Genomic DNA, 14,551 nt, shown 5'->3' with positions numbered 1-14,551 from the left:
GGGTCTTCCTTGGTCTCAGGTACTGATGTCTCAGGTACTGATGGGGGAGGCGAAGACGACGGTGATGTCCACTTCCTCGGCGCCGGTGCGGTAGAAGTGCGGGGCGTCCCCGGCGAAGGCGAGCATGTCGCCGGGGCCCAGATCCTGTGGGGCATCGACGGGGCCGGCGGTGACGTGCCCGGTGGCGATGAGCAGGTGCTCGATCGTGCCGGTGGCGTGCGGGACGCCGGGCAGCTCCGTCTCGGCCGGGATGCGCAGCCGCCAGATCTCCAGGCTGTTGCCGCTGCTGATGCGGCGCAGCAGTTCCCGGGAGACCTCGCCGGGCTCGATGTCCGTGCCCGGCCGGAAGACCGGCCCGGTGTCGGCGTCACGCGCCAGCAGGTCGGCGATCGGGATGCGCAGGGCGATCGCGATCGCGTCCAGGGTGTCGATCGTCGGATTGCCGTTGCCGGCCTCCAGCTGCGACAGCGTGGCCTTGCTCAGCCCGGCGCGCCGGGCCATCTCCGCGGCGCTCATACCGCGCTGCTGGCGGCGCAGACGGATCTTCGCGCCGACCGCGGCCGCGGTACTGCTCACCGGCTGGCGGCCGGCCGGCGGGGGCGTCATCAGCGGCTTCTGTGCGTTGCGGTGTAGGACACGCGGATGCGGCCCTTCTTGACCTTCAGTGTCGGCAGCACCACTTCGGCCAGATCGCCGAGGCTGCGGACGTGCGTGCCCCCGCACGGCGCGGCGTGCAGCGCGTCCAGGTGCACCACGCGCCGCCCGTCGGCGAGGCACCGTGCGAAGACCGGCAGATCGTCGGCGACCGCGGCTGCCGCCGCGGCGCGCAGTGCGGCAGTCACCTCCTCCCGCCCTTCCGGGTCGGCCAGCCGCGCGTCCGTCCGGGGCGCCTGGAACTCGATGCGTGCCTGACCGGGGAAATGGTTGCTGCCGACCATCTCCCACCCCTGCATCCGCCCGACCGCTTCGACGAGGTGTCCGGCCGTGTGCAGCGCGGCGTGAGCTGTCCGGGTCTGGAGGTCGATCCGGGCTCGTACCTTCTGCCCCTCGGCGAGGGGCAGAAGGCTGCCGTCCTCGGGCGCGATCGCCACGATCAGTCCCGACTCGCGGTCCCGGATCGGGGTGATCTCCGTGTCCTCCAGCCATCCTCGGTCGGCGGGCTGGCCCCCGCCCTGCGGATGGAACAGGCAGTGCTCGACGGCCGCCCATCGCGTCCCGTCCGTCTCGCCGACCGCGATCACTCGCGTATCGACCTGCTCCAGGTAGGTGTCATCGAGGTAGGCGCTGACTTGTGCGCCTACCTGAAGAGTCTCGATGGAATGAACCATACGTTCACTATACCGAACTATCGAGGAAGTGAACCCAGCGTTCGTTTTAGTGAACGACTCCGATCGTGATCGAGGTGATGCGATTTTGCGCACGCTGCGCATCCCGGAGATGGGTGTCGTCGCGGATCTCCCAGCATGCGCAGGTGACGGAAGTCGTGGATCCATACGATCTTGCGCTCCGCCACCCGGCAGACGGTGCCAAGTCCGGAGCCGTGAGGGCAGTCGGACATCAGGCATCGGAGCCACCTCATCTGCCTGGAAACAGCGGAGCAGCCAACCCCTTGCTCTTCACCGGCCCGCCCACCGCGGATGGCGCCGCCGAGCCGGAGATGCAGGCCGAGACATGCGTGGCATGCCCGATGCACGTCATCGCGCTGCGGCCCAGCGGGTTGTCTCCCGCTCCGTCGACCGCGACTCCGGAGCAACTCGGTGACCTTCTCGCCGGGTTCGCTGCGGCTGCCGCGGAGGTACCCGCCCACGTTGTGATCCCGCGCGTGGCATGCGAACCACCGGTCGCAGATACCACGGGGGCGGCCGTATCCACCGCGGGTGGAACCCTCTGGTCGACCTCTGCCACGGCGAGGAAACCTCCGGCAGATCTCCCGCCGCGGTGGCACCTGACTCTGCGGCCACCGCGACGCGCAGAGACACGGGTCGGTCGTCCCAGTGATCCAGCACGCGCTGCCGGATCTCGGCCGGGAAGATGTGCCGGAACGAGCTGCGCGGCTCTCGGCCCTCCTCGACCGCGGGCATCAATGCGTCGTAGGTGACGATGTCTTCGGTCTTGCGTTCGGTCAGATCACCGAAGTGCTGAGCACCTCCGCGCCGGCCGCCCGGCAGCATGCCTCACGGGCACGGCGACGAGTGGCCGGGGCGAGGCAGGGCACGCGGCAAGCGCCCAAGGCGGAGCGGGAACGCGTGCTCGCGGCCTTCCACGCTGCCTACGAAACCGGGGATCTGGCCGGCCCGGTCAGACTTCTTCATCCAGACGCTGTGTACGTCACCGACGGCGGCGGCAAGATCGCTGCGGCCCGCAAGCTCATCCAGGGTGGTCTGCGCGTCGCCGAGGTCATGGTGCGAGTGGGGCGTCAGTGGCGTCCGGACCGTATCGACGTCGTGGAGGTCGATGGTGAGCTCGCCCTTCAACCCGGAAAAACTTTCGCATCTCTGAGCTGTCACACCTCGGTGGGCCACCTCGTCTCCCTGATGAGAGCACAGGGCCAGAAAGACCAAGGAGACCTTCAGTTGTCCGCCACGAATCCTGCCGCGACAGCACCGGAGCCATGCATGGCTCCGGTGCCCGGCGCCTTCCACCCGGAACCGCCGACCGTGAATGCGGGATGACCGGCGATCGGTGACAGCACGTCGTCGCCCGGCGAGGGCCCAGGGTGGTCAATTCGGTATGTGGTCAAAAAATATCTGTTCATGAGCGTCGGAGGTGATGCGCTCCACGTTCATGCCAAAATTCCATTGCTCCACGGCCGCGTGATTCCTTTTGACTCTGTTCTCATGAAATTCGAAGAGCCGGATCAGCGGCGCTTCGCTCCCAGCTGCCTGTCGCGCAAGTGGCCAAGGCACTCGAATCCGAGAATCCCCCCACAGGAAGGACCTGTCATGCAAGCCATCACCGTTCAAGACCGCGAGTCGGGTATTGCCGGTCTCACCCTGACGGACATGCCCTATCCCCATGCCGCTGAGAACGACGTCATCGTGCGGGTGCATGCCGCCGGGTTCACCCCCGGAGAGCTGGACTGGCCGGGAACGTGGGCCGATCGGGCCGGCCGCGACCGTACTCCGAGCGTGCCCGGCCACGAGCTGTCGGGAGTCGTCGTCGAGCTGGGGTACGGCACCACCGGCCTGACCGTCGGCCAGCGAGTATTCGGCCTGACCGACTGGACCCGCAACGGCTCCCTGGCCGAATACACCGCAGTAGAGGCCCGTAACCTCGCTCCGCTCTCGGCGGACGTCGACCACACCGTGGCCGCCGCACTGCCGATCTCCGGACTCACCGCCTGGCAGGGACTGTTCGACCACGCGCACCTCGCCACCGGCCAGACCGTCCTGATCCACGGCGCCGCAGGCGGTGTCGGTTCGATCGCGGTGCAGCTCGCCCGCGAGGTGGGAGCCCGGGTCATCGGCACCGGCCGGGCCGCCGGCCGGGACACCTCCCTCGCTCTCGGTGTGGACACTTTTCTGGACCTTCAGGCCGACAAGCTGGAGGACGCCGGTGAGGTCGACGTGGTCTTCGACGTGATCGGCGGTGAGATCCTCAACCGTTCCACCGCTCTCGTACGCGCCGGTGGCACGCTCGTCACCATCGCTCAGCCGCCCACCGTCCAGCCCGAGGACGGGCAGTCCGTCTTCTTCGTCGTCGAACCCGACCGCAACAGGCTGGCGGACCTCGCCCAGCGGTTGCGGGACGGGCGGCTCAAGCCGATCGTCGGTGCCGTGCGTCCGCTGGCCGAGGCGCCTGCCGCGTTCGCCCCGGACCGGCGTACCCCCGGCAAGACCATCATCCGAATCGCGGAAGACTGAGTCGCGGAAGACTGAGTCGCGGAGGACTGAGTGGGGACGCAATCGTGATGGAAACACGCATGGCTGGTGTCATTCTGGCTGGCCGCCCTCTCCGAGGAATAGAGGAATTCATGACCGCGAAGCAGCGCGTGAACATCGGAAAGCAGCACCCGGTCGGCTACAAGGCCCTCATTGCCTCATCGTCTTCTCGTCTTGTCGACGGCGGTGGAGGAGAGTGCCGCCACGTCGGGCCTTTCCCCCCTCCTGGTCGAGTTGCCGAAGGTTCGCACCTTCCAGATCAACGGCTTCTATCGGCCCGCCTGCTCCGGGTCTGCGCCGGGTCGCTTGTCGTGCCTGTCGGGCGGTGCCTGCCTTTCCTCCGTGCCCGTCGCGTCCTGGCGCTTGACCGTGGGGCGCGCAGCCACCGGTCGTACACCTCGTACACCGGGCGTCGATCGACGGGCCGCCGATCCAGGCTGCGGCGGGAGCGCCGGGACCGTGGCGGTTCGCACTTCCGCGGGCTTCTTGGCGAGGGCCGTCACGGTCAGCGGGGCGTCGACATCATCGAGGTTGCCGACGACGCTCAGCGCGCGGCCTACTCTCGGGTGCTCGATGACGCCGCGGACCGTTGCGGTCGTGGTCAACAGCCGGTCGGCCAGCCATTCGAGCGTCACCGGCGTTGCGCTTTCCGCAGCCCATAACGCCAGCATGAAGAGGATCACGAGGCAGATACACGGACGGGCCGGTTTCACCCTGCTCCGCCACCGCATCCTCCTCCGATAGGCGCCACGCTTCGGCACCACCGATTACGTGACAAAGCCGTTAAATTGACACACCCGGAGCGGACGTCGAGCCCGAGGGGGGCCAGTCCTTGGTGTTGATCGGGGACCAGCCGCTCGGCTTTGCGTCCAGGCGCTCCATCCGGCGCCCGCGCCGCGCCGCGAGCAGTTCCTCGTCAAGGGGTGTGGTGAAGACGTTGTCGACCAGCGTGTGTTCGGCGGCGAGTCGGTCGACGGCCGACAGTGCGGCGGTGTCGATGCGTCCGCGCTCCAGACACAGGTCGTCCCTGACGTGGAATCGCACCACCCTGTCCCACGCGACGTGATCGACCCCGTCGTCCCCGACCGGAATGATGCGGTCGACGACGCACTCGATGGAGATCGACGCCCCCTTGACCCGAGGCGCGCACACCACCACGGACGGTGCCTTCTCCAGTCCGAGCGCCTCGAATTCGTCCAGACCCGGGTCGAACTCGAACGCCGAACTGTGCATGGCGTCAGCCTGCGGCAGCGTCTCCAGGTTGGTGACGAATTCCTCAGTCTCACGGATGTTGTTGTATGTGTCCTTCAGTGTCTGCCCGTCGGCATACGGCTGCAGTGTCAGCGAGACCATGGGCGGCTTCCGCCCGACTGCGGTGAAGAAGGTGAAGAAGGAGACGGGTGCGAGGTCGGCGACGCCTTCGGGAGAGACCGTGCTGACCCAGGCCTCGGCGCGCGGAATGATGCTGCCGATCAGCAGCTTCTATGCGTGAGTGGAGTCGAGTTCCGCAGCGTCAATGATCATTTGAGACCTCCGTCGGTTGCGGATGGCATTGGGAGTCAGCTGCGGCGACACGTGCGCAGATGCGACCCGCGAGGTAGCGCCGGCGCGGAAGGAAAGGCTGGTCCAGCACTCCTTGTTGAGCCCTCTATGAGGGAAACGTATGTGCCTCACCTATGCCGAAAGAGCTACGCCCCGGAGTCATTTGATGCCCGGCTTGCCGGGAGAGGCTGGGCTGTCGGCCGGCCCGGTCGATCCCGAAGATGTCCTGGGCCCGCCGCCTCGCAACAGTCATGGCAGTCTCCATTTCTCTGTTGGGCCGACCTACGGCTCCACCTTGCAAGCGACGTGATCCGCAGAGGATGGCGCGGATCGGATAGGGGCGACGGTGCTTTCCGGGAGCACGTTGCGGACCGTCAGGACAGCATGCGAACAGGGGTTCCGGCATTCCATGCGGCGATGTCCTCGACGGCGTCCCGATAGAAGACCTCATACAGATCCCGACTTACGTAGCCGATATGGGGTGTCACCACAGCGTTGCTCAGTGAACGCAGGGGGTGATCTGCCGGAAGAGGTTCGCGATCGAAGACATCCAGCGCCGCTGAACCAATCCTCTTCTCGGCCAATGCCTTGAGCAGCGCCGCCTCGTCCACCACAGGCCCGCGCGAGGTATTCACCAAAATCGCCGTCGACTTCATGAGGCCCAGTTCATGCTCACCGACGAGGCCTCGGGTGCGCTCACTGAGTACTACGTGAATACTCAATACATCGGAGCGCATGAACAATTTATCTCGCGAAACGTATGTCGTTCCTTTCGCCTGCGCGTCCGCGGGTGTCAGGTTCTTGCTCCAGGCAATGGTCTGCATGCCGAAAGCACGCCCAATATCCGCTACTGCAGTCCCCAGCCGTCCAAGGCCCAGCACTCCCAGAGTGGCGCCTCTAAGGCTCGTCCCCAGCCCCTCTTGCCAGCCACCTCGGCGGACGGATTCCACCTGTTGTGGGATCAAGCGTGCCGCGGAAAGAATGAGCCCCCAGCTCAGTTCAACCGTCGGGTACGAGAAATATCCCGTACCGCACACGGTGATACCCAAACTGCGTGCGGCGTCCAGATCGATTGCCGCGTTGACCGGCCCGGTGGTGACGAGCAACTTCAGGCGTGGCAGTCTATTCAGAGTTGAGGACGGAAAGGGAGTCCGCTCTCGCATGGCCACGACTACCTCATACTCGGCGAGCGCCGTCACAACCGCCCCCTCGTTTTCGAAGGCTTCAGTGAAGACATGCACCTCGGCCTGGAGCGAATCCCAGTCGGCCAGGCCCAGCGCAACGCCTTGATAGTCGTCCAGAATCGCGATTCTCATACGGAATCCTCCTACTTTTGTCAATCGGACCGAAGTGTCGGTGGGTGGGGTTTGACCTTCCTGGCGCGGCTGGTCCGGCGACGGCAAGTGGCGGACTGACGCGGCCGCCATCAGAACGCCGAGAGCGACCATGCGGTGCCCCGTCCAGCCGTCCGCGGGGGAACGAGGTGAATGGGTGTCCGGAGAAGACCGATCCGGTAGGAAGGGTGTGTTGTGACGGCACAAGGATCAGACGTTTCGATGCATTCCAGGTTCGCATTCCAGGTTCGCACTCATGCCTCGGTATGAGGAATCACGTGCGGCACGTGGTCTCCGTGACCGTGTGTGCTACGGAATGCCGGAGGCGGGACATCGGGCGACGGCACGGGCTGGGCGGGAGGCGCGGCCGGAGCATGAGCGGCAGGCGACCGCTAAGCTTGCTCGGGTTGCCGCGTTGAGGCGAGGACGAGTCAGGCCGGCGTCCCGATGTCATCAGTATGGTCCAAGTCGGCTGGTAGATGGTGGTGTAGACCTGCTGGTGGAGCTGCTGCCGACCGGCTGCCAGGTGGGGGTGCACGTCCAGGGTCCGGCGCCGCCCAGCCACCTCAGCAGAAGCCGACGCATCTGCGCGGCGACCTCGGCCGACAGCTTGTCAGGGGCGGCGACGGTCACCTCGGTGTCCGCCACGATCCACTGGGACCACGCACGCGGCTGAGGGAAGACCGTGACGCGTCCGCCGACCTCGACACCCGGTGCCACACGCGCATTCGGGCCGATCGCCTCCACCGCGTCGGTGGCCTCGACACCGGCCGGAACCGGCGTTGCAGCCTTCCCGGGTGGGCCTCGACGGCCTGGAGATCATCAGGGTGCACCGGGAATGCGGTGGTGCGGACGAGAACCTGACCGCCCCGCAGTGCTGCTGGCTCCGGCTCCTCGACAATGGTCAGGACGTCGGCGGGAAACCCGCCGCGGGCGTACACGACACGACGGTTCATGACTCTCCTGCTGTGCGTTGGGAGCATGCGAGTCCCCTTTTGCCGTCGCGCGGAGCGGACCCGTTCGACGTCGTGGATGCCGAGGGAGCCGGACGCCAGGCTGAGGTTGACGGTGATGTCGGGGGGGGGATGGCACGAGCAGGCCGGCGAAGGCCTTGTAGCGGCTGATGCAGCGGCCGACGAGGGTACTGCCGCTGACTTCGATGATGTAGTCATGCGGCGCTGCAGCCCGAGGGCGGCGCCGCCTGGCTGTCTCGCGGGCTGTTCACTCAAGCGCGTCGAAGCTGACGGTCGATGCTGGCATGGCCGAGGGCCGCCTGGTCGGCAGTTACGGCCTGCCGCAGGCGGTCGATGACCGCTGGAAGGCTTCCGTCGGGCAGCGCACAGGTCATCTCCCCTGCGGGCAGGTCAGCGAGGGCCTCGGCTCAGGGGCAATGCGTTCTCACGCTGTGAGTCGGAGCATGGCGGTTGCGTGCTGAGGTCGTGACCGGTAGTGATCGGCTGCGGCGGCGATGTTGGTCCAGCCTGCTTGGCGCATGAGTCCGATGGCGAGGTTGCGCAGGGTGGCCATGGCGCGGGGTGCGGTGCCGGTGCGTACTCGCGAGGCGTCCTCGCCGAACGTCACGTCTCTGACGTGGTGCAGGGCTTCAACTGACCAGTGATTCTGGATGAGTTCGGCGAGTTGCGTCGGGCTTGCCTGTTCGGGCGGGAGGCTGGTGATCGCGTAGACGGTCTTCGTCTCGACCTTGCCGGTCTTGCGGTGGGTGCGGCGGCGCTTGATCTCCATGGCCTGGACGGCGTGCGGGAAGAGCAGGCCGGGACGGACGGTGCAGACCTTCAGGCGGCGGACCTCGCGGCGGCCGTGTCCGGCCCCGGTGGTGCGTGCCTGCAGCGGAATCTGCTTCCAGGGCAGGCGCCGCAGCTGCTTGCGCAGCTTCTTCTGGTTGCCCTTGACCACCAGGAGGTAGTGGCCGCCGGCGGTGATGACGTGTTCGGCGTGGGCGCGCTGGGTGTGCATCGCATCGGCGGTGACGACGACTCCGCGCAGGGCGATCCGGTCCAGCAATGGGGCGAAGGCGGGGATGTAGGGTCGGCCGCGCGGCGAGGTGCCAGCGTGAACTGGTCCTTTTCCGCGCGGCCTCCCTCCGAACTCACCGTGCGAGTTTCCCCGCAGTGAGCTCTCCGATGAGCATGTCCGTGATCATCATGCCGGTGTTCCGGGGTGGATGGAGTCGTGGCAGTCGCCGCAGACGATCAGGGTTTTGCGGCGCTTGTCGGCCATGAGCTTCTTCCAACCCGGTGTGGCGGTCCCCGCGCCGGTGAGATCGGCCAGTGTGCGGATTTGGTGGGTTTCCACTTCGCCTCGCTGATGGCAGAGCTCGCACTCGCTGCGGAGAAGTCGTCGGACGACTTCCCGATGACGGTGGGGTGTGGGGTTGGGGACGCGGTCGTAGGGCACCGCGTTCTTGTTGCGCCGGAGGGGAATCCCTCCGAACCGGGCGACCAGTGGTTTCCTGCCCTGCCGCGGTTGCGTGGCCTCGAAGCACGTGCGGAGCCCGTATGGTGTCTCGGTCTTGACCCTGTGGCGGGTCGTCATCTTCGATACCGACGAGCGGTGCTTGGCGGCCAGGGTCCGCAGCATCGCGGTTCGCATGACCCATTCGAGCCGGTTCAGTTTGTAGACGTCTCCGGCGAGCAGGTAGTACTGGACGAGCCCTCGGTATTCGGCCCCGAATGTCGCGACGATGGTGTGGTCGCTCTCGTTGACCAGGTCGCGGCGGTGGGCGGGTTTGCCTCGCCGCATGTGCCGAGCGCACTTCGCCTTGATCACCGATCGCGGCACGTTCAGCTTGATGAAGCCGTCGGTCCATCTGCGGCCTCGGGCTCCCTTTCGGTGATCGTGGTGAGCGGTGATCTCGTAGCCGAGGAAGCGTGCCGCTTGTGAGCGGGCATGGGTGATCAGTGTCTTGTCGGGGGACAGTTCGAGCTTGAGTTCCTCGCGCAGAAATGTCGCCAGACGTGCCTTGATCTGCTCAGCCTCGGCTTTCGGCCCGGTGAAACCAAGGAGATGGTCGTCGGCGTAGCGGCAGTACCTCAGCCGCCGGTATCCCGAATCGTAGGGGTCTTTGCTGGGCAGCGTTCGCCGCCGTTTGCGCGCCTCCCGTACGACTGCGCGGTCGCCGCGTCGGCGTCCGCGCTCGATGATGCCGGACAGCTTGACGTAGGCCGAGTTGTGCCGCCGCTTTTCTCCTCGGGTGTGTTCGGGAATCAGTGTCTGTTCGATGAACATGTCCAACTTGTGCAGGTAGATCGAGGACAGCAAGGGCGAGAGGACGCCACCTTGCGGCGAGCCGGACAGCGTTGCGTGCCAGACCCAGTCCTCCATGTATCCGGCCGCGAGCATGTTGCGCACCAGCAGCAGGAACCGGTTGTCGTGGATCTTCTCCGACAGAATCGTGATCATGACCTCATGGTCGAAAGATCCGAAGCAGTCGGCGATGTCTCCCTCGATGAACCAGGTTGTCCCGGTCCACGTGTTGGCCACCTCGGTCAATGCCGTGTGGCAACCGCGTCCGGGACGGAAACCGTGAGAACGGTCGGAAAACGTCGGTTCGTAGTACGCCTCCAGTAATAGGCGCATCACCTCGCCGACCAGCTTGTCCGTCCATGACGGCAGGCCCAGGGGGCGCATCTTTCCATTCTTTTTGGGAATATGAGTGCGCCTCACCGGGCTGAATCGGAAGCGCTCGTGGCGCATCGCATCGATGATGCGATCGATCTTCCCGATGGACATGCCGTCTGCGGTTTCTCCCGAGACTCCGGGTGTCATCGCTCCGTGGTTGGAATAGATGCGCCCGTAAGCCAGCAGATACAGCTGCGGATTGAACATCTGTCGATACAGTTCCTCCAACGGCAGGCCACGCCGCCGCGTTCACGTAGGACACCCAGCACCGTTTCAGCACTCTGCATTTCGCATACCTCCCAGGCATGTGTGTCCGATCATCTGTGCTCCTTCGCCCTGCGGACGGCTCTCCCGTCCTCCCTGGCCGGTCGCGACTCCGACGACTACCATGAGCACTCCGTCGCCCTGGACCTCGCGGTCCGTAGGCGATCCCACGTTCGTCCCTGTCGTACGTTTGCAGCGTGACGTAGGCGCCCCACTCATCCCCTTGAATGTCCTCACTGGACATCGCCCAGCGCTCCGGAAGTTGCGTCGCCAACGAAATAATCCGACGCAGAGCGCGGCACCGGTTTCAGAGATCTTTTCCGGTGGATGAAGAGTTGCATCACTGGAGATTGGGATTCAGGCAGTCTAGCTTTCGCCATATCACGCGGACTCCCCTGTGCACCGTTCCTGATCTCTGGACACGGCCGCAAGTTTCCATGGCATGCTCTTGTCCCCGTCGGCTTTCGCCTCAGGGTTAGCCATTGAGCCCAAGAACCTCCTTCCGAGTTCTTCCCGGCTGAGCCGGGGATACGACAGAGCGCCTCGTGGCGCACTTCGTTGCTCTTCGCGGCCACCTGGCGCTGGGCGATCACGGTCTGGCAGGCGTGCAGTGCAGCGGCGAGCAGGTGGACGGCGGTGCCGCCGGTGCGGGATCCGCGCACGGTCTTGCCGTCGACGGCCAGGCCGACCAGCCTGTCGCCGGGTTCGTCGACCGGGTCGGCCGCGTACCGGGCGAGCCACGCGCCCACGGTGTCGTCCAGGGCATCGCCGTCCAGGCGGGACAGGAGTCGTCCCAGGGTGGAGGCGTTCGGTGTGCTGGAGGCCAGTCCGAGTGGTTCGCGCAGGTCGGAGTCGGTATCGGCGGCGAAGCGGGCGATGGCCGTCAGGGACGTTGCTCCGCCGAGGACGGCGATCAGACACAGCGCGAGCAGGGAGCCCAGGCGGTAGCGGCGGCCCCGGACCCGGCGTGGATCGGGTATCCGGCCCAAGACCTCGGCCAGGGAGATGAGTTGCGACGGTTCCGGATCCGGGCAGGCGGAGTCGATGTCCTCGCAGTGGCGCTGCAGGACACCGATCAGGGAGGATGGCACGCGAACGCGACCCCTGTTCGTGATCAAAGGCTTCGACAACCTTGATCATCAGGGGTCGCGTCTCTCGTTGCCGAACCGGGCGAACCACCCACGGTGGCGCGTACGCAGGCGATCAGCTCATCTCGCCGGCTGAGAACGCATCAGCCCTGGGCCTCGGCTGACCGCGCATCCCGGGCTGACCGCGATCTGGCCGCCCTAGGTAAGCGGAATCATCTGGCATTGCGGCCTGGTGGCGAGCCGCAGGTCCGGGCATGCGCCCTGGAGTGTCATGAGCGAGGATGGCGAGAGCCGGAGGTGGTGGAGTCGTAGCCGAACCAGAATGCGAAACGGTCAGATATTTCTCTTACTCGAAAACCCATCTACCAGGGCTTCACCCGTCTGTCAGGCCAACTGCTCAGTCGGCGCGGCAGGTTGGAAAGGGCTTGGTGGAGCACCGTAACAACCTTCTGAAGCAAGGGTGAGGTATCGCGATGCGCACCGACCCTCACCAGGCTCACGGCTACACCGTCACGGACAACTCATCGTCACTCGGATGCGCTCCTCGGCAAGGAACCAGGGCTCCGCTTGGCCGGTGCTGTCAGAAGTAGTGAACATCGCTCAGGTCGATACTGACCATGAGGTGATCGTGGTCGGGACGCCCGTCGGACCCGCGGAGATACGCACGACGCTTGGTGGGGAACTTGATCCTGTCTGCTTCATCGATGTCGTAGACGTACTGCGCGGCCGCGAAACCGCCGGCGATGTCAACGTGGTAGTCGTGGCGCCTGAGCAGATAGTCGTCCCCGAAGTAGAAGTCCTGCACGGTGCTGTGGCTCGCGATGTCGTCCGGGAAAGTGACCCGCAGATGACGCCATCGCTCAGTTGACGACTCGTTCCACGGTTCCGCCTCCTCTACGCCCATACCGTTCATGATCGCGAAGAACGGCGTGGTCAGGTACGTCCACAGGGCGTAGCCGTTGAAGTAGGCGCGGTCCAGCGGATCCCAGGGCGTTTCCAGGGTGTGTCCCCGGAATGACGCTCGTGGATTGAAACGTTCGGCTACGACGGTGCCGTCGGCGTGTTCGATCGCGATGCGGTCGGGTGCGAAGTCTGAGCGCTGTTCGGGAGCCCCGAAGGGGCGCACCGAAGCGTGTTCCTTGTGCATGTCGACAGTCATCCGGCGCGGCTGGAGATCCTGGGGCAGGCCCTTGGCCGCAAAGAGCTCTCCGTCACTGACGATGGTGGCAGTCACGGTTGCGAGCCGGTCCCACCGCTCCGTGCCGCCATGGGCCTTGAGAACCTCTGAAAGTAGGTTGGTCATATCTCCTCCAACAGCCAGCGAGCCGGGTGCTCGGTTTGTGCCTCAGGAGCTCGGAAGGACCCGGACGACCCGTTTGCTCCGCATGAGGATCAACTTCACCGACGCCAGGATGCCCAGGAATCTGCTTGTTGCTTTCCGGCCTGCCTGTCAGGTGAAGTATGCGTCTTCGATGTGGATCGCGAGAGAGGCGGACTCGCGAGCCCGGGTTCCGTCCGGGCTGCGTACGTAGGCCCGGTGCCGAGTGGGTATGACGTCGAAGTACAAGGTCTGCTGTTTCGACGAGGTGGTGAATGTCTCCGGATAGGTGACGCGGAGGGCCGGCCAGGTGGCTCCCTCCTCCTACCAGGGTTCTGCTTCCGCGGTGTGGATGTCGTCGTGCAGCAGGTGGAAAGGGACGGTGAGGTGGTTCCAGAGGAATTCCATCACGAAATACCCGGCGTGGAATTCGTCCCACGGTGTCTGCTGAGTGTGAAAGTCGAACCGGGTCCAGGGACGGGATTGTTCAGTTACCAGGACACCGTTGCCCCAGGGCCCCGGCAAAGTCGTTAGGGGATGCCGAGGAGGGCCAGTGGGCGGCTGCTATCGCGGGCGTGATGTCGGGTGCTGGCGGCGATGGTGGTGATTCCGGCGGTGCGTAACGCGCCGATGGCGGCGTTGCGCAGAGCGGCCATGACTTCAGGTCCGGTGCCCGTGCGGACCTGGCTGCGGTCTTCGTCGTAGGTGACATCGCGGACCCAGTGAATCTTGTTCTCGATGGCCCAGTGCCCGCGGATCCAGGCGGCCAGTTGTGCTGGTCTGGCCTTGTGGACGCGCAGGTCGGTGATGGCGTATACGGTTTCGGTGGTGAAGCGTTTCGGCTGGTCGATGCGGCGTCTGCGGCGGCGGATCTGCAGCGCCTGGGCGGCGTGCGGGAAGTCGATGCCGGTAGAGATCGTCAGGACTTTCAGAGTGCGGATCTCTCGGCGGCCGTGACCGCTGGTGGTGTCGCGGGTGGCGTCCGGAACGGCCCGCCAGGGCAAGGCGGCGAGCTGAGCATGCAGGTGGAGCTGGTTGCCTTTTACGGTCAGGATCCAGCGTGCGCCGCGTTCGGCGAGGTAGGTGACGTGCTCGCGCTGGCAGCGCAGCGCGTCCGCGGTGATCACGGTGTGTCGCGCAGGTCGCCGATCTGGTCCAATAGCGGCCGGAACCGGGTGATCTCGTTGGTCCTGCCGTCGACGTCAGTGTCGGCAAGGACCACGGCGGTGACCTGATCGCAGGCCGCCATCACGTGCCGGGCGGCAGTGTCGACGGTGCGAGATCCGCGTAAAGCCTTGCCGTCGACGGTGATCGCCCGCTGGCCCGTCGCATCGCTTCGTCGACTTTGGACGGTGGAGTGGCGGCCGTCGCCCTGGCCGGGGGTGGCCCGGCCAGGGCGACGCCGGCGCGGAGCAACGCCGCGATCATCGCGGCCGGGACCCTGCGGTAGCTGACTGTGGACATCGACATTCTTCCTCGCGCACC

At 65.8% G+C, this 14,551-nt stretch carries 14 protein-coding genes and 1 pseudogene; 2 read left to right on the top strand and 13 right to left on the bottom strand.

The window, feature by feature from the left end; all coding sequences use genetic code 11:
- Positions 1–30: 30 nt before the first annotated feature.
- A complete protein-coding gene (locus RV986_RS02120) occupies positions 31–606 on the bottom strand; it encodes a helix-turn-helix domain-containing protein (RefSeq protein WP_475915732.1) in 576 nt (191 codons plus the stop codon).
- A complete protein-coding gene (locus RV986_RS02115; RefSeq protein WP_475915731.1) occupies positions 606–1,328 on the bottom strand; it encodes an alanyl-tRNA editing protein in 723 nt (240 codons plus the stop codon). The genes RV986_RS02120 and RV986_RS02115 overlap by 1 nt, the downstream gene beginning before the upstream one ends.
- A 666-nt stretch (positions 1,329–1,994) precedes the next feature.
- On the opposite strand from RV986_RS02115, the gene RV986_RS02110 reads away from it, so the two are divergent.
- Positions 1,995–2,672 (top strand): sigma-70 family RNA polymerase sigma factor family protein, encoded by a 678-nt coding sequence (locus tag RV986_RS02110; RefSeq protein ID WP_475915730.1) that lies wholly within the window; start codon positions 1,995–1,997, stop codon positions 2,670–2,672.
- 270 nt (positions 2,673–2,942) lie between these two features.
- On the top strand, positions 2,943–3,863 hold the full coding sequence (locus tag RV986_RS02105; RefSeq protein WP_475915729.1) for an NADP-dependent oxidoreductase: 921 nt from the start codon (positions 2,943–2,945) through the stop codon (positions 3,861–3,863).
- A gap of 287 nt (positions 3,864–4,150) precedes the next feature.
- On the opposite strand, the gene RV986_RS02100 is transcribed toward RV986_RS02105, so the two are convergent.
- The 11 genes and pseudogenes from RV986_RS02100 to RV986_RS02050 form a co-directional block, all read right to left on the bottom strand.
- Positions 4,151–4,564, bottom strand: coding sequence for a hypothetical protein (locus RV986_RS02100; protein WP_475924721.1), 414 nt, complete (start codon positions 4,562–4,564; stop codon positions 4,151–4,153).
- A 100-nt stretch (positions 4,565–4,664) separates the two neighbouring features.
- Positions 4,665–5,342, bottom strand: coding sequence for a flavin reductase family protein (locus RV986_RS02095; RefSeq protein WP_475924157.1), 678 nt, complete (start codon positions 5,340–5,342; stop codon positions 4,665–4,667).
- A 455-nt stretch (positions 5,343–5,797) separates the two neighbouring features.
- A complete protein-coding gene (locus RV986_RS02090) occupies positions 5,798–6,739 on the bottom strand; it encodes a D-2-hydroxyacid dehydrogenase family protein (protein ID WP_475915728.1) in 942 nt (313 codons plus the stop codon).
- Between the two features lie 471 nt (positions 6,740–7,210).
- Positions 7,211–7,477 (bottom strand): hypothetical protein, encoded by a 267-nt coding sequence (locus RV986_RS02085; protein WP_475915727.1) that lies wholly within the window; start codon positions 7,475–7,477, stop codon positions 7,211–7,213.
- Positions 7,478–8,155: 678 nt separating this feature from the next.
- Positions 8,156–8,887: an ISAs1 family transposase gene (locus RV986_RS02080; RefSeq protein WP_475924156.1), complete on the bottom strand. Its 732-nt coding sequence runs from the start codon at positions 8,885–8,887 to the stop codon at positions 8,156–8,158.
- A 30-nt stretch (positions 8,888–8,917) separates the two neighbouring features.
- Positions 8,918–10,683: pseudogene (locus RV986_RS02075) on the bottom strand (reverse transcriptase domain-containing protein).
- 210 nt (positions 10,684–10,893) lie between these two features.
- Positions 10,894–11,751: a transposase family protein gene (locus RV986_RS02070; RefSeq protein ID WP_475915726.1), complete on the bottom strand. Its 858-nt coding sequence runs from the start codon at positions 11,749–11,751 to the stop codon at positions 10,894–10,896.
- 577 nt (positions 11,752–12,328) lie between these two features.
- Complete coding sequence (locus tag RV986_RS02065) at positions 12,329–13,051, bottom strand: hypothetical protein (protein WP_475915725.1); 723 nt, start codon at positions 13,049–13,051, stop codon at positions 12,329–12,331.
- 545 nt (positions 13,052–13,596) lie between these two features.
- A complete protein-coding gene (locus tag RV986_RS02060; protein WP_475915724.1) occupies positions 13,597–14,193 on the bottom strand; it encodes an ISAs1 family transposase in 597 nt (198 codons plus the stop codon).
- A complete protein-coding gene (locus RV986_RS02055) occupies positions 14,190–14,315 on the bottom strand; it encodes a hypothetical protein (RefSeq protein WP_364564925.1) in 126 nt (41 codons plus the stop codon). Before RV986_RS02055 ends, RV986_RS02060 begins: the two co-directional genes overlap by 4 nt.
- The gene (locus tag RV986_RS02050) at positions 14,315–14,530 is read right to left on the bottom strand and encodes a hypothetical protein (protein ID WP_475915723.1); all 216 of its coding nucleotides are present in this window, start codon (positions 14,528–14,530) and stop codon (positions 14,315–14,317) included. Before RV986_RS02050 ends, RV986_RS02055 begins: the two co-directional genes overlap by 1 nt.
- Between the last annotated feature and the right edge of the window lie 21 nt (positions 14,531–14,551).

The sequence above is a fragment of the Streptomyces sp. RLA012 genome, assembly GCF_056270325.1.
This window is presented reverse-complemented; position numbering and strand designations above follow the sequence as displayed.

Bases quoted from the DNA above. Each gene is read 5' to 3' on its own strand.
- RV986_RS02120 (WP_475915732.1), bottom strand. From the start codon at position 606: ATGACGCCCCCGCCGGCCGGCCGCCAGCCGGTGAGCAGTACCGCGGCC.
- RV986_RS02115 (WP_475915731.1), bottom strand. From the start codon at position 1,328: ATGGTTCATTCCATCGAGACTCTTCAGGTAGGCGCACAAGTCAGCGCC.
- RV986_RS02105 (WP_475915729.1), top strand. From the start codon at position 2,943: ATGCAAGCCATCACCGTTCAAGACCGCGAGTCGGGTATTGCCGGTCTC.
- RV986_RS02090 (WP_475915728.1), bottom strand. From the start codon at position 6,739: ATGAGAATCGCGATTCTGGACGACTATCAAGGCGTTGCGCTGGGCCTG.
- RV986_RS02065 (WP_475915725.1), bottom strand. From the start codon at position 13,051: ATGACCAACCTACTTTCAGAGGTTCTCAAGGCCCATGGCGGCACGGAG.
- RV986_RS02055 (WP_364564925.1), bottom strand. From the start codon at position 14,315: ATGGCGGCCTGCGATCAGGTCACCGCCGTGGTCCTTGCCGACACTGAC.
- RV986_RS02050 (WP_475915723.1), bottom strand. From the start codon at position 14,530: ATGTCCACAGTCAGCTACCGCAGGGTCCCGGCCGCGATGATCGCGGCG.